Source organism: Pseudomonas sp. Bout1, from assembly GCF_034314165.1.
Classification (GTDB): Bacteria; Pseudomonadota; Gammaproteobacteria; order Pseudomonadales; family Pseudomonadaceae; genus Aquipseudomonas.
The window spans coordinates 2,858,233-2,879,368 of the sequence record NZ_JAVIWK010000001.1 but is presented as its reverse complement, the minus strand read 5'-3'; the positions used below and the strand labels follow the sequence as shown (position 1 = coordinate 2,879,368).

Annotated in this window: 24 protein-coding genes; 11 read left to right on the top strand and 13 right to left on the bottom strand. The window is 62.2% G+C overall.

The genetic code is table 11. The features are described from left to right. Positions 1 to 146: 146 nt before the first annotated feature. The 10 genes from RGV33_RS34260 to RGV33_RS13405 form a co-directional block, all read right to left on the bottom strand. The gene (locus tag RGV33_RS34260; RefSeq protein ID WP_416152070.1) at positions 147 to 614 is read right to left on the bottom strand and encodes a transposase zinc-binding domain-containing protein; all 468 of its coding nucleotides are present in this window, start codon (positions 612 to 614) and stop codon (positions 147 to 149) included. Beyond that, positions 514 to 1,434: a transcriptional regulator FeaR gene (gene feaR, locus RGV33_RS13445; protein WP_322144646.1), complete on the bottom strand. Its 921-nt coding sequence runs from the start codon at positions 1,432 to 1,434 to the stop codon at positions 514 to 516. Before feaR (RGV33_RS13445) ends, RGV33_RS34260 begins: the two co-directional genes overlap by 101 nt. A 60-nt stretch (positions 1,435 to 1,494) precedes the next feature. Then, a complete protein-coding gene (locus RGV33_RS13440) occupies positions 1,495 to 2,445 on the bottom strand; it encodes a PDR/VanB family oxidoreductase (protein WP_322144645.1) in 951 nt (316 codons plus the stop codon). A gap of 142 nt (positions 2,446 to 2,587) precedes the next feature. Next, complete coding sequence (locus RGV33_RS13435; protein WP_322144644.1) at positions 2,588 to 3,328, bottom strand: SDR family NAD(P)-dependent oxidoreductase; 741 nt, start codon at positions 3,326 to 3,328, stop codon at positions 2,588 to 2,590. 77 nt (positions 3,329 to 3,405) lie between these two features. Beyond that, the gene (locus tag RGV33_RS13430) at positions 3,406 to 3,897 is read right to left on the bottom strand and encodes an aromatic-ring-hydroxylating dioxygenase subunit beta (RefSeq protein WP_322144643.1); all 492 of its coding nucleotides are present in this window, start codon (positions 3,895 to 3,897) and stop codon (positions 3,406 to 3,408) included. Beyond that, on the bottom strand, positions 3,894 to 5,177 hold the full coding sequence (locus RGV33_RS13425; RefSeq protein WP_322144642.1) for an aromatic ring-hydroxylating dioxygenase subunit alpha: 1,284 nt from the start codon (positions 5,175 to 5,177) through the stop codon (positions 3,894 to 3,896). Before RGV33_RS13425 ends, RGV33_RS13430 begins: the two co-directional genes overlap by 4 nt. Positions 5,178 to 5,201: 24 nt before the next feature. Continuing rightward, positions 5,202 to 6,329, bottom strand: coding sequence for an amidase (locus tag RGV33_RS13420; RefSeq protein ID WP_322144641.1), 1,128 nt, complete (start codon positions 6,327 to 6,329; stop codon positions 5,202 to 5,204). After that, complete coding sequence (locus RGV33_RS13415) at positions 6,326 to 6,796, bottom strand: nuclear transport factor 2 family protein (protein WP_322144640.1); 471 nt, start codon at positions 6,794 to 6,796, stop codon at positions 6,326 to 6,328. The genes RGV33_RS13420 and RGV33_RS13415 overlap by 4 nt, the downstream gene beginning before the upstream one ends. Before the next feature lie 3 nt (positions 6,797 to 6,799). Beyond that, positions 6,800 to 7,171 carry a hypothetical protein gene (locus RGV33_RS13410; protein ID WP_322144639.1) on the bottom strand — a complete coding sequence of 124 codons (372 nt, stop codon included), beginning with the start codon at positions 7,169 to 7,171 and terminating at the stop codon, positions 6,800 to 6,802. Positions 7,172 to 7,187: 16 nt separating this feature from the next. Beyond that, the gene (locus tag RGV33_RS13405; protein WP_322144638.1) at positions 7,188 to 8,336 is read right to left on the bottom strand and encodes an acyl-CoA dehydrogenase family protein; all 1,149 of its coding nucleotides are present in this window, start codon (positions 8,334 to 8,336) and stop codon (positions 7,188 to 7,190) included. A gap of 211 nt (positions 8,337 to 8,547) precedes the next feature. Between RGV33_RS13405 and RGV33_RS13400 the strand changes: the two genes are divergently transcribed. The 6 genes from RGV33_RS13400 (at position 8,548) to RGV33_RS13375 (ending at position 14,110) form a co-directional block, all read left to right on the top strand. Then, positions 8,548 to 9,672: a PAS domain-containing sensor histidine kinase gene (locus RGV33_RS13400; protein ID WP_322144637.1), complete on the top strand. Its 1,125-nt coding sequence runs from the start codon at positions 8,548 to 8,550 to the stop codon at positions 9,670 to 9,672. A gap of 921 nt (positions 9,673 to 10,593) precedes the next feature. Next, entirely contained in the window at positions 10,594 to 11,742 is a 1,149-nt protein-coding gene (locus RGV33_RS13395; RefSeq protein ID WP_322144636.1) for an amine dehydrogenase large subunit, read from the top strand. Positions 11,743 to 11,754: 12 nt separating this feature from the next. Next, positions 11,755 to 12,294 carry a MauE/DoxX family redox-associated membrane protein gene (locus tag RGV33_RS13390; protein WP_322144635.1) on the top strand — a complete coding sequence of 180 codons (540 nt, stop codon included), beginning with the start codon at positions 11,755 to 11,757 and terminating at the stop codon, positions 12,292 to 12,294. Positions 12,295 to 12,297: 3 nt separating this feature from the next. Next, entirely contained in the window at positions 12,298 to 12,924 is a 627-nt protein-coding gene (gene mauD, locus RGV33_RS13385) for a methylamine dehydrogenase accessory protein MauD (RefSeq protein ID WP_322144634.1), read from the top strand. 18 nt (positions 12,925 to 12,942) lie between these two features. Beyond that, positions 12,943 to 13,464 (top strand): methylamine dehydrogenase light chain, encoded by a 522-nt coding sequence (locus tag RGV33_RS13380; RefSeq protein WP_003208877.1) that lies wholly within the window; start codon positions 12,943 to 12,945, stop codon positions 13,462 to 13,464. Between the two features lie 124 nt (positions 13,465 to 13,588). After that, positions 13,589 to 14,110, top strand: a complete 522-nt coding sequence (locus RGV33_RS13375) for a cytochrome C (protein WP_322144633.1) — start codon at positions 13,589 to 13,591, stop codon at positions 14,108 to 14,110. 94 nt (positions 14,111 to 14,204) lie between these two features. On the opposite strand, the gene feaR (RGV33_RS13370) is transcribed toward RGV33_RS13375, so the two are convergent. The 3 genes from feaR (RGV33_RS13370) to paaY form a co-directional block, all read right to left on the bottom strand. After that, complete coding sequence (gene feaR, locus RGV33_RS13370; protein ID WP_322144632.1) at positions 14,205 to 15,119, bottom strand: transcriptional regulator FeaR; 915 nt, start codon at positions 15,117 to 15,119, stop codon at positions 14,205 to 14,207. 76 nt (positions 15,120 to 15,195) lie between these two features. Then, a complete protein-coding gene (gene paaX, locus RGV33_RS13365) occupies positions 15,196 to 16,119 on the bottom strand; it encodes a phenylacetic acid degradation operon negative regulatory protein PaaX (protein WP_010173615.1) in 924 nt (307 codons plus the stop codon). Positions 16,120 to 16,180: 61 nt separating this feature from the next. Further along, positions 16,181 to 16,771: a phenylacetic acid degradation protein PaaY gene (paaY, locus tag RGV33_RS13360; RefSeq protein WP_322144631.1), complete on the bottom strand. Its 591-nt coding sequence runs from the start codon at positions 16,769 to 16,771 to the stop codon at positions 16,181 to 16,183. Between the two features lie 12 nt (positions 16,772 to 16,783). Here paaY and RGV33_RS13355 point away from each other — a divergent pair, with 12 nt between their 5' ends. The 5 genes from RGV33_RS13355 to paaK all read left to right on the top strand — a co-directional run bounded on the left by RGV33_RS13355 (position 16,784) and on the right by paaK (position 21,020). Continuing rightward, positions 16,784 to 17,089, top strand: a complete 306-nt coding sequence (locus RGV33_RS13355; protein ID WP_322144630.1) for a hypothetical protein — start codon at positions 16,784 to 16,786, stop codon at positions 17,087 to 17,089. 45 nt (positions 17,090 to 17,134) lie between these two features. After that, positions 17,135 to 17,926: a 2-(1,2-epoxy-1,2-dihydrophenyl)acetyl-CoA isomerase PaaG gene (gene paaG, locus RGV33_RS13350; protein WP_322144629.1), complete on the top strand. Its 792-nt coding sequence runs from the start codon at positions 17,135 to 17,137 to the stop codon at positions 17,924 to 17,926. A 13-nt stretch (positions 17,927 to 17,939) separates the two neighbouring features. Further along, on the top strand, positions 17,940 to 18,389 hold the full coding sequence (paaI, locus tag RGV33_RS13345; protein ID WP_322144628.1) for a hydroxyphenylacetyl-CoA thioesterase PaaI: 450 nt from the start codon (positions 17,940 to 17,942) through the stop codon (positions 18,387 to 18,389). Continuing rightward, positions 18,382 to 19,593, top strand: coding sequence for a 3-oxoadipyl-CoA thiolase (gene pcaF / locus RGV33_RS13340; protein ID WP_322144627.1), 1,212 nt, complete (start codon positions 18,382 to 18,384; stop codon positions 19,591 to 19,593). Before paaI ends, pcaF begins: the two co-directional genes overlap by 8 nt. Before the next feature lie 101 nt (positions 19,594 to 19,694). After that, entirely contained in the window at positions 19,695 to 21,020 is a 1,326-nt protein-coding gene (gene paaK, locus RGV33_RS13335; protein ID WP_322144626.1) for a phenylacetate--CoA ligase PaaK, read from the top strand. The last annotated feature ends 116 nt before the right edge of the window (positions 21,021 to 21,136 follow it).

Sequence of the window (21,136 nt, the reverse complement as noted above, 5' to 3'; positions counted from 1 at the left end):
GCATCGCAGGCAAGCCAGCTCCCACAGTTGACCTCATTCCATTGTGGGAGCTGTCGAGCCTTGGCGAGGCTGCGAAGGGATCGCTGCGGTGTACCTGGGGTATAGAGTGGTCTGCATCGCAGGCAAGCCAGCTCCCACAGTTGACCTCATTCCAATGTGGGAGCTGTCGAGCCTTGGCGAGGCTGCGATGGGATCGCTGCGGTGAGCCTGGGGTATAGAGTGGTCTGCATCGCAGGCAAGCCAGCTCCCACAGTTGACCTCATTCCAATGTGGGAGCTGTCGAGCTTTAGCGAGGCTGCGAAGGGATCGCGGCGGTGAGCCTGGGGTATAGAGTGGTCTGCATCGCAGGCAAGCCAGCTCCCACAGTTGACCTCATTCCAATGTGGGAGCTGTCGAGCTTTAGCGAGGCTGCGATGGGATCGCTGCGGTCTACCTGGGGTATAGAGTGGTCTGCATCGCGGGCAAGCCCGGCTCCCACAGGAAAATGCATTCCAGGTTCGGGAGCGACACGCATCAATGATGGCTGTAGCGCTTGCGGTACTCGCCCGGCGACACGCCAAAGCGTGACTTGAACGCCGATGAGAAGTAGCTGGAATCGGAGAAGCCCCAGGCATAACACAGCGCCGACAGCTTCTGTTCCGCCGGCGAATGGCGCAGGGTTTCGGCGCAGAAATCCAGGCGCCGGTGCTTGATGTACTGCGCCACCACCAGCCCGCGCTTGGAGAACATCCGGTACAACCCGCGCACCGACACCCCGACTTCCCGCGCGATCAACTCGGGGCAGAGTTCTTCGGCACCGATATGCGCGTCAATGTAGGCGATGGTTTTGCGAAACTGCCGCTCCTGGGTGTCCACGCCGTTGTCCCGGGCGCTGATACCCGGCAGCAGCAGGCTTACCAATGCATCCAGCACCGCTTCGCTTTCCTGCATGCCCAAGCCGTTTTGCTGGCGGGTGTCGAGCACCATCTGGCTGGCCATCAGCGCAAGGGGCGTGCGGGCCGCGATCCGCGTCGCGCAGTTGACGGCGTTGAAGTGCGAACCGCGCTCAACCACCTGGCGCGGCAGGATCAGCGACAGTTGCCGGGAGTTATCGTGGTAGGTCATGTCACTGGGGCGGCAGGCATCGATCAGGGCGATGTCGCCGCAGCCCAGTTGCGCGCGGTTATTGCCCTGCTCCAGCTGCGCACTGCCCTGCAGCTGGAACACCGCATAGTAGTGCCCCTCGTTGCCGGTACTGACTTCCTTGCTGCTGCGATACAGGTGCACCTGGGCCATGTCCACCACGCTGAGTTTGATCGCGCCACTGCGAAACTCGCTCAACTCACCAAAAAAACCAGTGCCCAGGGCACGGGCATCGAAACGTCCACAGGCCTGGTTGACCTGATGTAACCAACGTTCGAACGATTCGTTACGTTGCACGGTTGAACTCATCATGACCGCAAGGCCTCACGTTTTTTATTTTTTTGGTCCGAGCAATCTTACGGGTAGCGCCGATCAAATATCCAATACCAGACGAGCGGAAACCGCCCGGGAAACACACGCGCAAATCTGCCGGTTGGCGGCCTTCTCCTTGGTCGACAGGCAGTTGTCACGGTGCTCGGGCACGCCCTCCAGCACCTCGACAATGCAGGTGCCGCAGATGCCTTCGCGGCATTCGGTGTCGATGTCACAACCATGGGCCTGCAGCACGTCCACCAGGCTGGTATTCGCCGGCACCTGCAGCACCACGCCGGAGCTGGCCAGTTCCACTTCGAAACCACCACTGGGCCCGGCGTTCGCCGCCGGGTCGGCCTGGAAGTGTTCCAGGTGGATCGCCTCCTCGGCACGGCTGCGCGCCGCCACTTCCACTACCTTGTGCATGAACGGCGCGGGCCCACAGGTATAGACATGGGCGTCAGCGCCAGCGAGCTCCAGGCACGCGCTCAAGGCCGCATCCAGCGCGCCCGGTTCGACGCCATAGTGAAACTGCACATGCTCGCCGAAGTTATCGGCCAACAGCTGGGTAAACGCCGCGTATTGCGCCGAACGCGCAAAATAGTGCAAGCGCCACGGCTGGCCGCTGCCGGCCAGTCGATAGGCCATGCTCAACAACGGCGTCACCCCGATACCGGCGGCAAACAGCGCATGTGCCGAGGCCTGCGGGTCGAGGCGGAACAGGTTGCGCGGCGCGCCCATCTCCAGTTCCATGCCCTCTTGCACCTGCTCATGCAGGGCCAGGGAGCCTCCACGCGATTGCGCTTCCTTCTTCACCGCCACCAGGTACGCGCGGCCATCATGGGGCGGGCTGCACAGGGAATATTGGCGAGTAACGCCGGTGGGCCCGGTGAGGTCCACATGCGCCCCCGGTTCATAACTGTCGAGGGGCTGGCCGTCACTGCGCACGAGGCGAAAGGAACGGATATCCAGCGCTTCATCGACAATGCGTTCGATCTTCACCTTCATCATTGCAGCACCTGAATACTGTTGTTTCGGTTGAACGCTAAACCTGTGGCGAGGGAGCTTGCTCCCGTTGGACTGCGCAGCAGGCCCACTCTTTTGGGAGCGCTGCGCACTCCAGCGGGAGCAGGCTCCCTCGCCACAACGATAACTAGCGCATGAACAGGCCGCCATTGATGTCCCAGCACGCGCCCGTCACCGAGGCGGCGTGGTCGGCAATTAGCAGCAGCACGGTATCGGCGATGGTGTGTGGGTCGCCAAGGGTGCCCGTCGGGATAATCTTGAGGATCTGCTCCAGGCGCTCCGGCGCTACGGTTTCGCGCACCACCGGCAAGTCCAGCGGGCCTGGCGAGATACTGTTGACCGTTACACCCTGTGGCGCCAACTCACGAGCGAAGACCTTGGTCAGCGTGGCCACGCCGCCCTTGGCTGCCGCGTAATGCGCGCCGGTCGCGGTGCCGCCGTTCTGGCCGGCCAGTGAGGCGATGTTGACGATGCGCCCGAAGCCACGCTCGGCAAAGTGCGCACCAAACACCTGGCAGGCCACGAATGTGCCCCGCAGGTTGATCGCCATTGATTCGTCGAATTCCTCTGGCGTGATGTCCATCAGCGCGGCAACTTTCGACACGCCGGCGTTGTTCACCAGGATATCGGTGCCGCCCCAGCGCTGCGACAGCAGATCCCGGGCGCGGATGAAGTCGGCTTTGTTGCGCACGTCCAGCTCGATGGCCACGGCGGTTTCACCGCTGCTGTCCAGCTCATCTGCGAGGTGTTGCACGCCATCCAGGCGCACATCCGCCAGGCCCACGCGGTAGCCTGCGGCGTGCAGGCGTCGGGCGATGCATTCGCCGAGGCCGCGGGAGGCGCCGGTTACGAGCGCGATTCGGTTCATCAGGATGTCCTCATCTCAACGGTGGGAGCTGGCTTGCCTGCTCCCACATTGGTTTTGTATGGTCGGTCAGATCGTGCTCACAACAGAAACCCGAGCGCACTCAGGCTGTCGGTGGAATTGATCAGCCGCACCACCTTGCGCTCCAGGGTTGCCGCCCCGGCGCTGAAGCGAATGCGGTAGTTCAGGTCGGCCACGAACGGCGTGTGTACCCCGCGCTTGTAGGCATACAGCAGCTGCGCACAATTGACCTCCACCACGTCCCCCGCCGCTTCCACCAGGGTGAAGCGCGACACGCTGCGTATAGTTTTCGCCGCATCCACCGCCGACGGTGAATACCCTGCGGTCAACCGCTCGATACGCAAGTCACGCATGCGCGCATCGTCATAGGCGTAGTTGAGGTTGGCCTCGAAATCGTCTGTGTCCGGCTCGATCGGCACGATGTAGCGCCCGCTCTCGCTCCACAACGCAGCCCACTGCACGTAGTCCTTGTGGTCCAGCAGTTCGGCTTCACGCCAGATGAATTCGATGGCCTGGGCCAGCGGTGCGGTAAAACCCGTCAGGTTGTTCATTGGTTCATCATCCTTTTCCACATGTCATAGGCCCCGCGCATGCCGCCTTCATCAGTGGCGTGGGAAACCTTGTCGCCGTTCTCGGCCAGCACTTCGCGATTCAGCCCACGGTTGACCAGAATCGGTGCGTCCACGCCGGCATATGAGCCGCGTTGCACCCGGTCCCAGGCTTCGGCGTCGTCGGGGCTGCCAAAGCCGAACGGGCCCTGGAAGTGCTCGTGAATGCGCAGGCGCTCACGGTTGGCGATCTGCGGGCCGCCGTCCATGCCCAGGGCAATATGGCGGATTTCGGTCTCGGTGACCGATACCGGGCGCAGCACCCGGAAGAACGACATCGACATCGCCACGTTGGGGAACAGGTTGAGGTTGAACCCGGCGCCATGCAGCGAGCGCACGATGCGTCGCACCTGGGCCGGTTCCATGGTTTTCGACAGTTCCTCGGTGACGTGGGCAAAGCGCTCCTGCAACGGCTCGGTGCCGTCGTCGTGGTCCAGGTCGACATGCTCGGGCACCATCACCATGACGCTGTGGCCATTGCCCAGGGAGTGGGTGACAGCCTGCTCGTCGGTCATGAACGAGAGCATTTCCGAGGTTTCGGCATCCACCGACGACATGAACGACTTGTGCACGATCGGGAAGTGGTAGCCATCGGTGGTGTTTTCCAGCTGGATCTTCCAGTTGCCCTTGAAGCTGAACTTGTGTTCACCCTGGGTCTTGATCGGGTAGCCGGCGCCCTGCTTCATGAACAGGTCCATCCAATGTTTTGCGCCGCCGAGGAAGTCGGCCAACGGCTCGATGTCGTCGTTGTAGCTGGCGAACACCATCCCGGCGTAGCTGTCGACCCGCAGGCTGGTCAGGGGCAATTCGGATTTTTCCAGGATGCCTTCGTAGCCGTCCGGGTAAGGCAGCGCGCGCAGCTTGCCGTCCAGGCCATAGGACCAGCTGTGGTACGGGCAGGTGAAGCCGGTGGCGTTGCCTTTGTGCTTCTCGCAAACCGTGGCGCCACGGTGGCGGCAGCGGTTTTCCAGCACGTTGATCGCGCCTTTCTTGTCGCGCACCACAATCACCGGGCGCCGGCCAATGGTCGCGGTCTTGAAATCGCCGCTGTTGCGCACCTCGCTTTCATGGGCGACCCAGACCCAGGTGCGGTAGAAGATTTTCTCGAGTTCGGCTTCAAACAGCGCCGGGTCGTTGTACAGCGACACGTCGACGCGGTCGTGTTTGACCAATTCATCGAGGCTTTTGGATTTGGCGATCAGCCGGTATTCATGGGTACTCATGGAGCCCTCCTCAAGGCGTTGTTCTTATTGGTGAGCCGTGAGGCTCTGTTGCAGCTGTGCACCGAGGGCACACACCCATTCGTCCTGGCCCTTGCGGCCGACAATTTGCAGGCCGACCTTCAGCCCGCTGTCGGCCAGAGTCACCGGCACCGTCAGCGCCGGGTGGCCGCTGAGGTTGAACGGCCGCACCAGCGGCGTCATGCGGGCCACCGCCTGGCTGCCGTTGCGGGCTTCGGCCAGGGTCGGCGGAAGGTCTGGCAGGGTCGGTAGCAGCAACACCGAGCATTCTTCGAGCGCGGCATCCACCTGGTGACTGAAACGGCGGCGTACTGCTTCGGCCTGGGCCAGGTCGACAGCGCTGGTGCGGCTGGCGGCCAGCAGGCGCTGTTCGACGTCGGCGCCAATCAAGCCTTTGCCTGTGAGGTGACCGAAGGCCGCCCAGTTCTCGACGTTGATCACCGTCAGGCCGGCGCCAAATGCCGCGTCGAAGTCGTCCAGGTGCAGGCGGCGTTGATGCCAGCCAGCAGCGTCGACGGCGGCCATCAGGCTTGCCTTCAACCATGGCTCACAGGCGACATCCAGAAAACCCACGTGGATGCTGCCGGACGGCGCAGCGTGGGGCTCAAAGCCTGGGCAAATCACCTGCATCGCCGCAATCAAGTCCTGCATATTCGCGGCAAACGGCCCCACGCAATCGAGGCTCGATACCGCCGGTTGCGCGCCAGTGCGGCTGACTCGCCCGTAGGTCGGCTTCAGCCCGGCAATCCCGCAACATGCCGCCGGCACCCGCACCGAACCGCCGGTGTCGGTGCCAATGGCGATGTCCGCAAGGCCAGCCGCCACAGCTGCGGCTGAACCACTGGAAGAACCACCCGGCACCCGGTCAGGCGCCTGGGGGTTGATCGGGGTACCGCTCCAGTCGTTGATGCCGGTGACGCCAAACGCCAACTCATGCAGGTTGGTCTTGCCGACGATCTGCCAGCCGGCGTCGAGGACCAACTGCACCACGTCTGCATGCCTGGTCGCCGGTGGTGCATCGGCAAAGGCGCGGCTGCCGGAGCGGGTCGGGTGCCCGGCGATGTCGATGGAATCCTTGATGGCCACGCGCTTACCGCTGCCACCCAGCATAAATTCGCTGACGAAGGTACTCATGAACTCACCCCCAGGGCGGTATTGAACAGGCGCTGTGTACGGAAATGCGCGATGAGCCAGGCGCCGTCGACGCGGCGAAAATCGATGTTCAGCCGCGTGCCGAACACCTCGCTGCGCTGGTCGGCGTAGGTACAAATCTGCTGCATGATCCACTGCCCCTTCGCCCGGCTGCCGTGCACCTGGATCGACTCGCTGGTGAGGAAATGCAGGTTCAACGCGAAGTGCTCGGAGGGCGGCAGGTAGCTGCCGACAAACGCCGCCACCGCCTCGCGCCCCTGATGCTGGCCGAAGGTGTGTGCGGTGCTGGCGCCAATGCCCTCCCAGACCGCATCCACGCTGAACAGCTCGGCCAGCTCGCTGATCCGGGTCACCGCCCGGGGTACATCGCACAGGTCCATATAGCGCGCCATCAAGCGCCGGACCTGGCTCTCCCCTTCAAGGCTTTCAAGACGCTGCAACAGGTCCATGGCTCACACCTTGGCCGCGTCGGGAATGGTCAGCGGGCGGCCAATACGCGCTTCAATCTTCGCGTAGCGCCACAGGCTGTACTCACCCACCGGCGTGGTGCGAAACAGGTTGCAAGCGTCGATCACCGACTGGTGGCAATCCACGTCGGCCATGATGTAGACGGTCCAGGGTGAGGTGGTCGATGGGCCGACCATCAAGCGGTCGTCATCCATTGCGCCGAGCACGTTGATGCCCGGCATCGCGCCGAGGTCGCCCATCATCTGGCTGAAGCCTTTCCACACGCTCAGGCCTTCGCCGGTGGGCAGGTCGAAAAAGTTCTGGGTGATGCCGATGCAAAACACGACGCGTAGCGGTTCTTGAGTGGCTTGGAACATGGGTTGATCCTTGAAGTCAGATGTAGCCAGGGAATGGCGGAACGCCGAGGAACACCGAGCCGGCGCCGTCGTACAGGCCTTCGCTGAGGAAAGCGTGCTGAGTTACCACCATGGCGTCGCGCAGGTAGCGTTGCAGCGGGTGGCGCAGGTAAATCGCGGTGGTGCCCGCCAGGCTGTAGGCGCTCTGCACCACGGCGGCGCCGGCCTGGGACGCGTGAATGGCAGTCAGGCGCAGCAGGCTGGTTTGCTCGGGTGTGACGGGGTTGCCGGCAAGGATCGAGTTCCACACTTGTTCGGTGGCGCCGTAGAAGAAACCGCGTGCGGCGCTCAGTTGGGCTTCGGCCTTGGCGATTTCGATGCGCACGTAGGCGCGGTCCGCCAGTTTCGGTGCGCCGGTGATGCCGCTGCCACTGGCCATGGCGCTGATTTCATCGAGGGCGGCCCGCGCCAGGCCGAGGTTGACCACCGCCAGCACCTGGGCGGCGTAGGCGATCGAGGGGTAATGGAACAGCGGCTCGTCGATGGTGGCGGCGCCGCCACGGATGAACGTCCAGCGCTCGTCGATGTATTGGTCGGTGACACGCAGGTCGTGGCTGCCGGTGCCCTTGAGGCCGACCACGTCCCAGTTTTCGATAATTTCAACCTGGCCCGGCTTGAACACCGCAGTACGTGGCTTGCCGCCCGCCGCGCCGATGCCCACGCCCAGCAGGTCCGCGCCTTTGCAGCCGCTGGCGAACTTCCAGGTGCCGTTGACCTGCCAGCCGCCGTCGACGGTCTCCGCCGGCTGCAACGGGAACAACCCACCGGCAAACACCAGGTCGGGGCTGTCGGCGTAGAGTTCGGCGAGGGTTTCCTTGGGCAAGGCCGCCAGATACACCCCGGCGCTGCCAAAACTCGCGACCCAGCCTGCAGAGCCGTCAGCTTCGGAAATACGCTCGATCATCTGCAAGAACTTCGCAGGGGCCAGGGCGTCGCCGCCGAAACAGCGCGGTGTGGCCGCCCGGTAAATGCCCACCTGCTTGAAGCGTTCGATCATGTCCCGTGGAACATGGGAGCCGGCGTCGAACTCGTCGCGGCGCTGGCGCACCTCATCGAGCACCTGCTGGAACAGCGCGGGCTGCACGTCGGGTAAAGCGTCTGGTTGCACGAGGGCCGAACGCAGCATGGGCTTTCTCCGTTGTAGTTGTTATGGACGCCGTGGCGGGCGTTGATGGGTCCAGTGTAAAAAGCCCATCCACCATCAACCATTGGGGCGTGCAGCCCACCGGCTAAAGAAATCCCCTAGTTCGCCCCCGATTACTTCTGAGCGTGCCAGCGCAGGCAAACCGGTATAACTTGCCACCGTAGTCGTCCCCTCCACCGTCAAGGGCTACGCGATGTATCTACCCAATAACACTGATTTCCACACCCTGATCGAAGCCATGCCGATCTGCACCATCCTTCATGATGCGCAGAGCAAGGACATCCTCTGGGCCAACACTGCCGCGCTGTCGGCGTTGGGTTTTACCCTGGAAGAACTGATCCCGCTGAAAGCCCCGGACATGACCCGCGACGCGCCGAAGTACAAGCGCTCCATCGGGTTACGCTGGCTGGAACGCGCGGCCCGCAGCGGCCAGCGGACCATCGAGTGGTGTTATCGCTCCAAGGCCGGGGTGGAGATTCTTTCGGAAGCGGTCGCGACGCTGGTGCACCTGGACGGGCGCGATGTGCTGATGGTGCAGTTCCGCGATATTTCCCGGGAAGACAAGGTCAAGCGCGACCTGATCCGCGCGGAGGAAGCCCGGCGTGTCAGCGAACAACAGCTCGAATACCTGGCCCGCTACAACGCCATGGGGGAAATGGCTGTGGCGATAGCCCACGAACTGAGCCAGCCGCTGGCGGCCACTCGCAACTTTATCGAGGGTGTGTTGATTCGTTTGGGCGACAGCCACAGTGCCGACCAGGGCGTGAGCTGGGGGCTGCAAAGTGCCGTGCGGCAGGTCGAGCATGCATCCACGATAATCAAGAGCGTGCGCGATTACGTGGTTAAGCTGGAGCGGAGCGCGGAGTTGGTCGACCTCAATGAGCTGCTGCAGGAAACTCGGTACTTCATCAGTTTGCGGGCTGAACCCAGCCAGGTGCAGTTGGAGATATCACCCTGCGCCGAACCGCTGATGGTGCAGTGCGAGAAGGTGCTGATTGGGCAGGTGATTCTGAATCTGGCCTTTAATGCGATCGAAGAGATGAGCGAGTTGCCTGTGGAACGTCGGGTACTGCGCCTGCGCGCCAGTCGTGATGCAGGCGTGGCGCGGTTGAGTGTCGAGGATTGTGGGCGTGGTATTCAGGCGCTGGCGCAGGAGAAAATCTTTGATGGGTTCTTTTCGTCCAAGGTGGGGGGTAATGGGATTGGGTTGGCGTTGTGCAAGAACATAATCGGTCGGCATGATGGTGATATCTGGGCGCAGAATCTTGAGCCGTGTGGGGCGGTGTTTAGTTTTTCGCTGCCGTTGGTGGGGGTTTGAGATGGGGGGTATATCCGTTATTTGGGTAATGGCTGCTATTGGTTCCGCTCTTACAGCGGGTCACTTTTGAAAAGCGCAAAAGTAACCAAAACGCTCTGCCCCGCCTGTCGGCACCTCGCTTAGGCTCGGTGTGCCCTCACTCCGGAATTGCTCCGCGGGCCGCCGCGACGGCCCGTCCCTGGCCCGTCGCGGCTAAACCGGCGTCCTGCCGGTTTACCCGCTCCTCAATCCCTGCGTTCGGCCTCGGGCTGAATGGGGCAGTCAGATCAAAATCAAGAGCAAGAGCACGGCGGCCTGAAAGCCGACCTGAGTGTTAAAAGCCAGATCAAAAGCTGTAGGAGCTGGCTTGCCGGCGATGCAGGCAACTCGGTTTTTCAGATGTGCCGAGGTGATGCCATCGCAGGCAAGCCAGCTCCCACATTGGAACCGTGCCTGCTTTAGCTGTTGATCTGGCTTTTAACACTCTAGCCGGCCTGTAGGCCGCTGTGTTCTTGATCTGCTTGTGATCTTGATCTTAGGCGCCCCGTCAACCACGCTGGCCGAACGCAGGTATTACGGAGCGGGTAAACCGGCAGGACGCCGGTTTAGCCGCGACGGGCCAGGGACGGGCCGTCGCGGCGGCCCGCGGAGTAATGCCTGCGTTCGGGCACACCGAGCCTAAGCGAGGTGCCGAGTGGTGGGGCAAGAGCCTTTTGGTTACTTTTGGGCTCCTTTCAAAAGTGACCCGCCGTAAGGGCGGAACCCATACCAGCCATAACAAAAACAACGGATATACCCCCCAACCACCCCATTGGCACAGACACACAACCACTTGGCAGCCACAACAATTCTTGCAATCCCCCCACAAGGCAGAATCCAGTTGCAAGAATCTGCCAAAGCACCCGCGATTAGCAAAACACAATAATTCAGGGAGTGCCCCTAATGCGAAGTAACAGGATCAACGTACAGTCAGCGCTGGGTCTGGGCCTGCTTGTACTCGGCTTGAACAGCGCCCAGGCGGACCTGCCGCCAGACACCATCGGCCAGACCACCCTGGCCTTCCCGCCAGAAGCCCACCGCGCCTTCGTGGTAGACGTAGAATTCGAAAGTTTCGTGGTCGGCCGCGTCACCGTAGTAGACCCCGACAAAAAGCGCATCCTCGGCATGGTGCCCACCGGCTTCGCCGCACCCTCGGCCCTGAGCCACGACCAAAAAACCCTGTACAGCGCCGATATCTACTATTCCCGCGGTACCCGGGGCGACCGCACCGACGTGCTCACCGCCTGGGACAGCTCCAGCCTGTCGCCTTCGTGGGAAGTCCTGATCCCGAACAAACGCGCCGAATCCCTGACCCAGCGCTACGGCCTGAAAACCAGCAGCGACGATCGCTTTGTCTACGTCTACAACTTCACCCCGTCAACCTCGGTCACCGTGGTCGACACCCAGTCCCGCGCCGTCACCAGCGAAATCGCGATCCCGGGCTGCGTACTCAACTACCCGGTCGGCACCCGCCGCTTCGCCTCGCTGTGCGGCGACGGCAGCCTGCAAGTGGTCACGCTTAACGAGCAGGGCCAGGAAACCTCTCGCAACCGCACGCACTTCTTCGACCCCAACGCCGAGAAGCTCAATGAACGCGCCGTGAATGTGGGTGATACCTACTACTTCACCACCACTACCGGCACCATCCGTCCCGTCGACTTCTCCGGCGACGCGCCAACAATCCTGCCGTCGTGGTCACTGACCACCGACGCAGAAAAGAAAACCGGCTGGGCCCCGGGCGGCTGGCAACTGATGGCCGTGGCGCCAAAACTCAACCGTCTGTACGTGCTGATGCACGACAACCACGAACCGATGAAGTGGGAAGACCCAAGCACCATCATCTGGGCCTACGACCTCAAGACCCTGAAAAAGATAGCCACCCTGCAAGCCCCGACCCCGGTCTGGAGCATGCAGGCCACCGGCGACGACAAGCCCCTGTTGTTGGGCGCTGACGTCGAAGGCGGTTTGCAGATCTTTGACCTGAAGACCAACACACTCACCGGTAGCATGGCCAAGGTTGCGAAGACTGCGACCCAGATCATGACCTACTAAAGAGGTTCGGCCATGCATATCGACCCGATCTTCATCATTGCCAGCGCCCTCGCCATTGCGGTGTTGCTGGCCAGTGCCGCGACCCACAAGTTGCGCGCACCGACACGCTTCGACCGGCAACTGGCGGACTACCAGTTGCTGCCCCAGGCCCTGACTCGCCCCGCCGCCCGGGTGATTCCGGCGCTGGAGCTGGTGATTGCCTTTGCACTGCTGGTTCCGGCCACCCGCTCATGGGCCGCCCTCAGCGCCGCCGGCCTGATTGCGCTATACGCCGCAGCAATTGGCATCAACCTGTGGCGCGGCCGCCGGGACATCGACTGCGGTTGCGCCGGCCCCGATCAGGCGCAGCCATTGCGGCCGATCCTGCTGTTGCGCAACGGCGCACTGGTAGCCGTGGCCTTGCTGGCCAGCGTGCTGCCGATTGCCCGTGACCTGGGATTTTTCGACGGCTTCGTCACCGTCGCCGCCAGCGCCGTCGCGCTGCTGATTTACGCCGCAGCCGATGGCCTGCTGGCGAACTCCCCTCTTCTGCTCAAACTGATTGGTAGGTGATCAATGGAAGGCCTTATTGTTTCCAACGTACTGCTGTGGGTACTGCTGCTGGCACTCGCGTTTGCCGTGATGGGCCTGGTGCGCCAGATTGGTGTGCTGCACGGGCGTATCGCCCCGGCCGGCGCGCTGATGGTCGACAAGGGTGTAGCGGTGAACGAAGCGGCACCGCAAGTTACTGCCTCCGACCGTAAGGGCCGCCCGGTGAACTTCGGTTATGCCGGTGAGAAGAACCAGTTGCTGTTCTTCCTCTCGCCTACTTGCCCGATCTGCAAATCCTTGTTGCCGGCGATCAAATCCATCGCCAGGGAACAGGCCGACCGTCTGGACGTGGTGTTTATCAGCGACGGCGACATGCAAGCGCAGCAAGCACTGATCACCGAGCACAAACTGGACGACGTCACCTACGTGGTGGGCCCGGAAGTGGGCATGACCTACCAGATCGGCAAACTGCCCTACGCCGCGCTGATCGACAAGAGCGGCACCTTGCGCGCCAAGGGCCTGGTCAATTCCCGCGAGCACCTGGACAGCCTGTTCGAAGTCGAGCACCTGAAAAGCGCCACGCTGCAGGAATACCTCAACAGCCAGCCGCAGCCCCACGACCACAGCCACGGCCATAGCCATAGCCACTGATAAGGCAGGGAGACTCTCATGAAATTGCTGGATCTGTTATTCGAGCGCTCGACCCGTCGCCTAGCCGACACCACCTCACGGCGCAAACTGTTGGCCCGCATGGGTTCGCTGATGGTCGCGGGTGCGGCCTTGCCCCTGCTGCTGCCACTGGACCGCACCAGCAAGGCACTGGCCGCCGATAACCCGAAAGCCGGTGACCCGGGCGACCCGAACAGCTGCGACTACTGGCGCTACTGCTCCATCGACGGTTTCCTGTGCAGTTGCTGCGGCGGTTCGGTGACGTCCTGCCCACCGGGCACCGAGGCGTCCCAGGTGACCTGGATCGGTACCTGCCGCAACCCGGCGGATGGCAAGGACTACATCATTTCCTATAACGACTGCTGCGGTAAGCAAAGCTGCGCCCAGTGCGCGTGTACGCGTAACGACAGCGAAGAGCCGGCGTATCGGCCATTCAACAACAACGATGTGAACTGGTGCCTGGCGGCCAAATCGCACATTTACCACTGCACCGTTTCGATCATCCGGGGTGTAGCGGTTTAACCCAACCCTGTGGCGAGGGAGCTTGCTCGCGCTGGAGTGCGTAGCGCTCCCAAGATCTTGGGGCCGCTGCGCAGCCCAGCGCGAGCAAGCTCCCTCGCCACAGGTCAGTGCAAAGAGGCTTGTCATGCGTACTTTGTTTTTGCTGGGTTTGATGTGTGCACTGGCCGCCCCGCTCGCCCAGGCTCGGGCGATTCCCAATCCGAACCAGAAGCACGCACCGGGTAACGAGTCGCCGCAAACGCCTATCGCCCAGGCGGGGTACAGCGTGGGGACCAACTACCAGTTGCAATGTGCCGGATGCCATTTGGGCAGCGGCATGGGGTCGGCGGCGAACGACACGCCGAGAATGACCGGGTTTGTTGGCAACTTTCTGAAGGTGCCGGGCGGGCGGGAATTTTTGGTGCGGGTGCCGGGGATGTCGCAGTCGGCGCTGAACGACGGGCAACTGGCGGAACTGTTGAACTGGCTGATGCGCCCGGATGGGATGGCGGGCAAGAGCACGCCGGTGGACTACAAGCCCTATAGCGCTGAGGAAGTCACTGAGTTGCGGCACAAAGCGATGCTTAATCTGCCAGGGACTCGGGCAGGTTTGATCAAGCAGATGCGCGCCCAAGGCATTGCGATCGAAGACGGAATGCCCAACTGAAACCTGTGGGAGCTGGCTTGCCTGCGATAGCGGTGGGTCAGCCAGGAATGGGTAGCTGACACTCCGCTATCGCAGGCAAACCAGCTCCTACATTTCAGGCGTGTTGTTTGCGGTACTCACCTGGCGCAATGCCAAACCGCGACTTGAACGCTGTCGAGAAGTAGCTCGAATCCGAAAACCCCCACGAATACCCCAACACCGAAAGCTTCTCCTCTACCCTGCACTGGCGCAGCGACTCGGCACATAAATCCAGCCGCCGATTCTTGATATACCGCGCCACCACCAGACCCTTGCGGGCAAAGATCCGGTACAGCCCGCGCACCGACATTCCCACCTCTCGCGCCAGCCATTCAGGGCACAGTTGCTCAGAGCGAATGTGCTGGTCAATACACTCCAGCGTCTTGCGAAACACCCGCTCATGAGCATCGCCGACTTCGCCCGCCTGGCTGATCGCCGGGCGCAGCAAATTGATAATCGCCTCCAGCGTCGCCTCGCTTTCCTGCAAGGTCAGGTTGTCTTGGCGGGTAGCCTCCAGAATCAACTGGCGAGACAACATGGCCATCGGCGACGTCGCCTCGATACGGTGCCCGCATTTGACCCGGTTGAAGCGCAAAGTCTGCTCCACCAGGTACGACGGCAGGATCAGCGACAACTGCCGCGAGTTCTCGCTGTAGGTGAAGTCGCTGGGGTGCGCCGCATCGATCAGGGTAATGTCGCCGGCACGCAACAGTGCCTTGCTGTCACCCTGGGCCATGCCAGCCGTGCCATCGAGCTGGAACACAGCAAAATACTTGCCGCCCTCGCCCGCCGCGATTTGCGCAGGCGTACGAAACAGCCGCGCCTGGCAGGCGTCGACAAAGCTGAGTTTCAGCGCGCCGCTCTGGTATTCGCGGATCTGCCCGGAAAAACCATCCCCCAGGATTTGCCCATCGAAGGCGCCACAGATTTGATTGATCTGATGGATCCATTGATCGAACCCATCAGCGCGCTGTGCAATTGAAGACATCATGATCAGGCCTCACGCAGGCTTATTTTTATTCTCTACGCCATGTCACTCCACCCGTTCTCCTGAACAGCGTCGCTCCTTATTTCAAGCCTCCGAACCGCCGGTAAAAACTCTCGCCAACGTCTGGCAACGGGCCGTCGGCAGTTTCCAGCGCGCTGTTCAGCCATTCCTCGGCCTTGGCGTAGATCAACCGGTAAATATTGCGGCACAACTGGCGGGCGGCGCGGCCTTCCCAATCGCCGGGCAGCAGTTCGTCGGGCAATTGCGGGTCGCGCAGCAGCAGTTTGCGGTACTCATGAATAAGCAGGACGCGTGCCAGGAAACAGTCCGCAGGCGCAAGCTGTTCCTGCTCGCGAAGCGCTTGCCAGAGCGGTCGGAACAGTTGGATGAACTCGCTGTAATGGGCCGCCAGTTCCTCGATGTTCCAGCTCTCGCGCACCTGCACCCGCAGGGCCTTGGAGGCGAGTACATCCTGAGCGGTGGTCTCGAAGACGATGGTGTCTTCCTGGGCGCCAAGGTCGAGCAAGGTGGCGTTGACGTCAGCGCGGTCGCTGCGTGGGCAGGCCAGCACGGTCGGCGCAATCGCACCAAAACCTTGCCATTCCAGCTCTTCACGCACCTGTTTGCGCTTGTCCTGGGTCAACTGCGTGAGCATCACCAGGCACCACGAACCATCCCACGCCGGCACGCTGGAGCTGTAGACGCGTTTGAAGGCCTTGTCGAAACGCCGACGCCCCGCACCGGTCAGGCTGTAGTAGCTGCGGCGCCCGACCTTTTCGGCGGTCAACCAGCCTTCCTTGGTCAGGCGGAAGATCGAAGTGCGGATCAGCCGTTCATTGATGCCGATGGGTTCGAGCAACTGGATCAGGCTGCCCAGCCACACCGTGCCGCCGTGGGGTTCGATGGCGTCCCCGTACAACGTGATGATCAGCGAGCTGGCGCGAATCGGCGTCTGCTCCTGGAAGCGGGTAATCAGTTGGTTCAGGGGTGTCAGTGACGACATGGGCGTACCGAGGCAAAAAGAGAAAATATACCGTTTTTAGCGGCGTCGGGATGCAGGCGATTCATGTGCCCTTGGGCCGCAGGCCACTGTCGCTGATGCGTGGCCGGTCGGCCTCCGGTTCGCTCAGGGGGGCGCACTCGTGCATCTGCTCCAGGCAACGCTGGGCCAGGCGCTGGTATTCGCGGGTGCCGGTTTGCTTCCAGTGCACCTCTTCGTCACTGAGGCTGCGCTTGACGCTAGCCGGCGTGCCCATCACCAACGACTGCTCGGGGCATTCAAAACCGGCTTTGACAAAGGCCGTTGCCGAGACGAACGAGCGCGCACCGATACGGGCGTTGTCCATCACCACCGCATTCATGCCCACCAGTGCATCAGTGCCGATCCGGCAACCGTGCAGCACCGCACCGTGGCCAATATGGCCGTTGCGCTCGACCACCGTGTCGCTGTCGGGAAAGCCGTGCATCACGCAGGTGTCCTGCAGGTTGGCGCCCTCTTCGAGGACGATGCGCCCGAAGTCGCCGCGCAAGCTCGCCAGCGGCCCCACGTAACAATGGGGGCCGATGATCACGTCGCCGATCAGTACTGCCGAGGGATGGACGTAGGCCGTGGGGTCGACCACCGGGGTCAGGCCGTCGAGGCTGTAGCAGGTCATGGAGGATTCCTTGTGTGGCGTGCTCGCAAAGCGATGCCGATATTGGTTTATTTTGTATCACATCATTTTTACAAGCACAAAGCTGAAAAAGCGTATCGCTTGGATCGTGCGGTGGGCCAAGCAGCTACCCGGCCGCAAATTACCGCGATTAGGCCAATAAAATATGGGATTTATCAGGGGTTAACCCACAAAAAAAAGCATTTGGTGTATTTTCGAATATTCGCAATCAAGACACACCAAATCAATTTTATCGTTGCATTTATGTATCACGTTAACGCTATACTCCGGCAAAACCGGCTGACCATGCCGATCCAATAATGAGCCGGCTGACCGCCGAGCGTGCACCGTGAGGGCCTCACGACCATGAACTTCGAACACATCCTGTTTTCCATCGAGGCCGGCGTCGCCCTGATCAGCCTCAATCGCCCTGACCAGCTCAACAGCTTCAACGCACAGATGCACGGCGAGGTGCAACAAGCGCTGAAGCGGGTCCAGGAAAGTCCCGACGTGCGCGTGCTGCTGCTGACCGGCGAAGGTCGCGGCTTTTGCGCCGGGCAAGACCTCGCAGACCGCAACGTGGCCCCCGGCAGCGCGGTGCCGGACTTGGGCGAATCCATCGAGAAGTTCTACAACCCGCTGATCCGCCAATTGCGCGACCTGCCTCTGCCGGTAATTTGCGCGGTCAACGGTGTAGCAGCCGGCGCTGGTGCCAACATCCCGCTGGCCTGCGACCTGGTACTGGCCGCGCGCTCGGCGAACTTCATCCAGGCCTTCTGCAAGCTCGGCCTGGTCCCCGACTCCGGCGGCACCTGGACCCTGCCGCGCCTGGTGGGCATGGCCCGCGCCAAGGCCCTGGCCCTGTTGGGCAACCGCCTGAGCGCCGAACAGGCCGAGCAATGGGGCTTGATCTACCGCTGCGTGGACGACGCCGAACTGCGCAACGAAGCCCTGACCCTGGCCCGCCACCTGGCCACCCAACCGACCTACGGCCTGGCGCTGATCAAGCGCAGCCTGAACGCCAGCCTGAGCAACACCTTTGACCAACAGCTGGAGCTGGAACGCGACCTGCAACGCCTGGCCGGACGCAGTGGGGATTACCGCGAAGGCGTCGCCGCCTTTATGGAAAAACGCAGCCCAAGCTTCAAGGGCCGCTAAGGGAGCGCACGGGATGACCAACCACGAAGCCATGAACCTGGCCAACCAATGCGCCCAGGCCATGTTCAACCGTGACGCCGCGAGCCAGGGCATGGGCATGCGCCTGCTCTCAGTGGCGCCGGGCTGCGCGCGACTGGGCATGAGCGTGCGCGCCGACATGATCCAAGGCCACGGCACCTGCCACGGCGGCTACCTGTTTGCACTGGCCGACTCGGCATTCGCCCTGGCCTGCAACAGCTACAACGACGCCACCGTGGCACTGGGTTGCAGCATCGACTACATCGCCCCGGCGCACCTGGGCGACACCTTGAGTGCCGACTGCCGCGAACAAAGCCGTTCGGGCCGCACCGGCAACTACGACGTACGCATCGAAAACCAACTGGGCCAGCTGATTGCGCTGTTCCATGGCAAATCCTACAAAGTGCGCGGCACGGTGCTGGCGCAGGAGAATCCGAATGAATGACGCCTTGATTATCGACGCGGTACGCACCCCGATCGGCCGCTACGCCGGCGCCTTGAGCAGCGTGCGCGCCGACGACCTCGGTGCGGTGCCGTTGCGCGAGCTGCTGCGCCGCCACCCGCAAGTGGACTGGAGCAGTGTCGACGATGTGATCTACGGCTGCGCCAACCAGGCCGGCGAAGACAACCGCAACGTGGCGCGCATGTCGGCGCTGCTGGCCGGGCTGCCGGTCAGCGTGCCGGGCACCACGCTCAACCGTTTGTGCGGCTCGGGGCTGGATGCCATCGGCAGTGCAGCCCGGGCGATTCGCTGCGGCGAGGCCGGGTTGATGCTGGTGGGCGGCGTGGAATCGATGTCCCGTGCACCGCTGGTGATGGGCAAGGCCGAACAGGCATTTGCCCGTGACGCGCAGCTATACGACACCACCATCGGCTGGCGCTTCGTCAACCCGCTGATGAAAAAGGCCTACGGGATCGACTCGATGCCCGAGACCGCCGAAAACGTCGCCGAGCAATTCAACATCTCCCGCGCCGACCAGGATGCGTTTGCCCTGCGCAGCCAGCAACGTGCAGCCGCCGCCCAGGCCAGCGGGCGACTGGCCAGGGAAATCGTCGCAGTAGAAATCCCCCAGCGCAAAGGCCCGGCCAAGGTGGTCGAGCACGACGAACACCCACGCGGCGACACCACCTTTGAGCAACTGCAGAAACTCGGCACCCCGTTCCGTGAAGGCGGCAGCATCACCGCCGGCAATGCGTCCGGGGTCAACGACGGCGCCTGTGCCCTGCTGCTGGCCAGCGCGGAAGTTGCCAAGCGTCACGGCCTGGTCGCCCGTGGCCGGGTGGTGGCGATGGCCACCGCCGGCGTGGAGCCACGGATCATGGGCATCGGCCCGGTGCCGGCGACCCGCAAGGTGCTGGAACTGGCCAACCTGAGCCTGGCGGACATGGACGTGATCGAACTCAACGAAGCCTTCGCCGCCCAAGGCCTGGCGGTGCTACGCGAGCTGGGCCTGGGCGACAACGACCCGCGGGTGAACCCCAACGGCGGCGCCATTGCCCTTGGCCACCCGCTGGGGATGAGCGGTGCACGGCTGGTGACCACTGCCCTGCATGAACTGGAGGAACGTGGCGGCCGCTACGCCCTGTGCACCATGTGCATCGGCGTGGGCCAGGGCATCGCGCTGATCATCGAGCGGTTGTCCGACTAAAGATTCGCGATTCCCGGGGAGCCTAGCGGTATCCTTGGGGCATGCACTCAAAGCCCGCGGTGTGCGGTGGGCTGATACACAAAAATAATTCGAGTGAACTCATGAACATGCCTATTCCAAACGCCGTGCTTAACCCTGTGCTGGACCCGCTGGAAACCGCCAGCGTCGACCAACTGCGCGCCCACCAACTGGAGCGCCTGCGCTGGAGCCTGCGCCACGCCTACCAGAACGTACCGCTGTACCGTCAGCGCTTCGACGCGCTGGGGGTGCACCCCGATGACATCAAGTCCCTGGACGACCTGGCCAAATTCCCGTTCACCACCAAGAGCGACCTGCGCGACAGCTACCCCTACGGCATGTTTGCCGTACCGATGAACGAGGTGGTGCGCCTGCATGCTTCCAGTGGCACCACCGGCAAACCGACGGTGGTCGGTTACACCCAGAACGACATCGACACCTGGGCCAATGTGGTGGCCCGTTCGATTCGCGCTGCTGGCGGGCGGCGTGGCGACAAGGTGCATATTTCCTATGGCTACGGGCTGTTTACCGGCGGCCTCGGCGCCCACTACGGTGCGGAACGACTGGGGTGTACGGTGATTCCGATGTCCGGTGGGCAGACTGAAAAACAGGTGCAACTGATCAAGGATTTCCAGCCGGACATCATCATGGTCACGCCCTCCTACATGCTGAACATTGCCGATGAAATCGAGCGCCAGGGCATTGATCCGCACAAGCTGGCGTTGCGGTTGGGGATCTTTGGTGCCGAGCCGTGGACCGCTGAGTTGCGCAGCGCGATCGAGGCGCGGCTGGGGATCACGGCGCTGGATATTTACGGGCTTTCGGAAATCATGGGCCCGGGTGTGGCCATGGAATGTGCGCAGACCAAGGATGGGCCGACGATCTGGGAGGATCACTTTTACCCGGAAATCATCGACCCGGTGACGGGTGAGGTGCTGCCGGACGGGCAGATGGGCGAGCTGGTGTTTACCTCCTTGAGCAAGGAGGCGTTGCCGATGATTCGTTATCGCACCCGGGATTTGACCCGGTTGCTGCCGGGGACTGCGCGGCCGATGCGGCGTATCGACAAGATCACTGGGCGCAGCGATGACATGCTGATTATTCGTGGGGTTAATGTGTTTCCCACGCAGATTGAGGAGCAGGTGCTTAAAATAAAACAGCTTTCGGAGTGTTATGAGATTCATCTGTATCGTAATGGGAACCTCGATAGCGTGGATGTGCATGTGGAGCTCAAGGCTGAACATCAGCACCTGGATGATGAACAGCAGAGAGCGGTGTCCAGTGAGTTGAGCAAGCACATCAAGACGTATATCGGGATCAGCTCGCGTATCGTTTTGCAGCCGCTGCATTCGATCAAGCGGTCTGAGGGGAAGGCTTGCCATGTGATGGATCGTCGCCCTAAGGCATGACTGCTGCACCTTTTTTGGCCCCGCATTTGTGGGGCTTTTTTTTGAGTGTATATCCGTTATTTGGGTGATGGCCGCTATGGGTTCCGCTCTTACAGCGGGTCACTTTTGAAAAGCGC

Bases quoted from the DNA above. Each gene is read 5' to 3' on its own strand.
- mauD (WP_322144634.1), top strand. From the start codon at position 12,298: ATGGAAGGCCTTATTGTTTCCAACGTACTGCTGTGGGTACTGCTGCTG.
- RGV33_RS13400 (WP_322144637.1), top strand. From the start codon at position 8,548: ATGTATCTACCCAATAACACTGATTTCCACACCCTGATCGAAGCCATG.
- RGV33_RS13415 (WP_322144640.1), bottom strand. From the start codon at position 6,796: ATGGACCTGTTGCAGCGTCTTGAAAGCCTTGAAGGGGAGAGCCAGGTC.
- RGV33_RS13425 (WP_322144642.1), bottom strand. From the start codon at position 5,177: ATGAGTACCCATGAATACCGGCTGATCGCCAAATCCAAAAGCCTCGAT.
- paaX (WP_010173615.1), bottom strand. From the start codon at position 16,119: ATGTCGTCACTGACACCCCTGAACCAACTGATTACCCGCTTCCAGGAG.
- paaK (WP_322144626.1), top strand. From the start codon at position 19,695: ATGAACATGCCTATTCCAAACGCCGTGCTTAACCCTGTGCTGGACCCG.
- paaG (WP_322144629.1), top strand. From the start codon at position 17,135: ATGAACTTCGAACACATCCTGTTTTCCATCGAGGCCGGCGTCGCCCTG.
- paaY (WP_322144631.1), bottom strand. From the start codon at position 16,771: ATGACCTGCTACAGCCTCGACGGCCTGACCCCGGTGGTCGACCCCACG.
- pcaF (WP_322144627.1), top strand. From the start codon at position 18,382: ATGAATGACGCCTTGATTATCGACGCGGTACGCACCCCGATCGGCCGC.
- RGV33_RS13390 (WP_322144635.1), top strand. From the start codon at position 11,755: ATGCATATCGACCCGATCTTCATCATTGCCAGCGCCCTCGCCATTGCG.
- RGV33_RS13405 (WP_322144638.1), bottom strand. From the start codon at position 8,336: ATGCTGCGTTCGGCCCTCGTGCAACCAGACGCTTTACCCGACGTGCAG.
- paaI (WP_322144628.1), top strand. From the start codon at position 17,940: ATGACCAACCACGAAGCCATGAACCTGGCCAACCAATGCGCCCAGGCC.
- RGV33_RS13440 (WP_322144645.1), bottom strand. From the start codon at position 2,445: ATGATGAAGGTGAAGATCGAACGCATTGTCGATGAAGCGCTGGATATC.
- feaR (WP_322144632.1), bottom strand. From the start codon at position 15,119: ATGATGTCTTCAATTGCACAGCGCGCTGATGGGTTCGATCAATGGATC.
- RGV33_RS34260 (WP_416152070.1), bottom strand. From the start codon at position 614: ATGCCTGGGGCTTCTCCGATTCCAGCTACTTCTCATCGGCGTTCAAGT.
- RGV33_RS13430 (WP_322144643.1), bottom strand. From the start codon at position 3,897: ATGAACAACCTGACGGGTTTTACCGCACCGCTGGCCCAGGCCATCGAA.
- RGV33_RS13410 (WP_322144639.1), bottom strand. From the start codon at position 7,171: ATGTTCCAAGCCACTCAAGAACCGCTACGCGTCGTGTTTTGCATCGGC.
- RGV33_RS13420 (WP_322144641.1), bottom strand. From the start codon at position 6,329: ATGAGTACCTTCGTCAGCGAATTTATGCTGGGTGGCAGCGGTAAGCGC.
- RGV33_RS13435 (WP_322144644.1), bottom strand. From the start codon at position 3,328: ATGAACCGAATCGCGCTCGTAACCGGCGCCTCCCGCGGCCTCGGCGAA.
- RGV33_RS13395 (WP_322144636.1), top strand. From the start codon at position 10,594: ATGCGAAGTAACAGGATCAACGTACAGTCAGCGCTGGGTCTGGGCCTG.
- RGV33_RS13380 (WP_003208877.1), top strand. From the start codon at position 12,943: ATGAAATTGCTGGATCTGTTATTCGAGCGCTCGACCCGTCGCCTAGCC.
- feaR (WP_322144646.1), bottom strand. From the start codon at position 1,434: ATGATGAGTTCAACCGTGCAACGTAACGAATCGTTCGAACGTTGGTTA.
- RGV33_RS13375 (WP_322144633.1), top strand. From the start codon at position 13,589: ATGCGTACTTTGTTTTTGCTGGGTTTGATGTGTGCACTGGCCGCCCCG.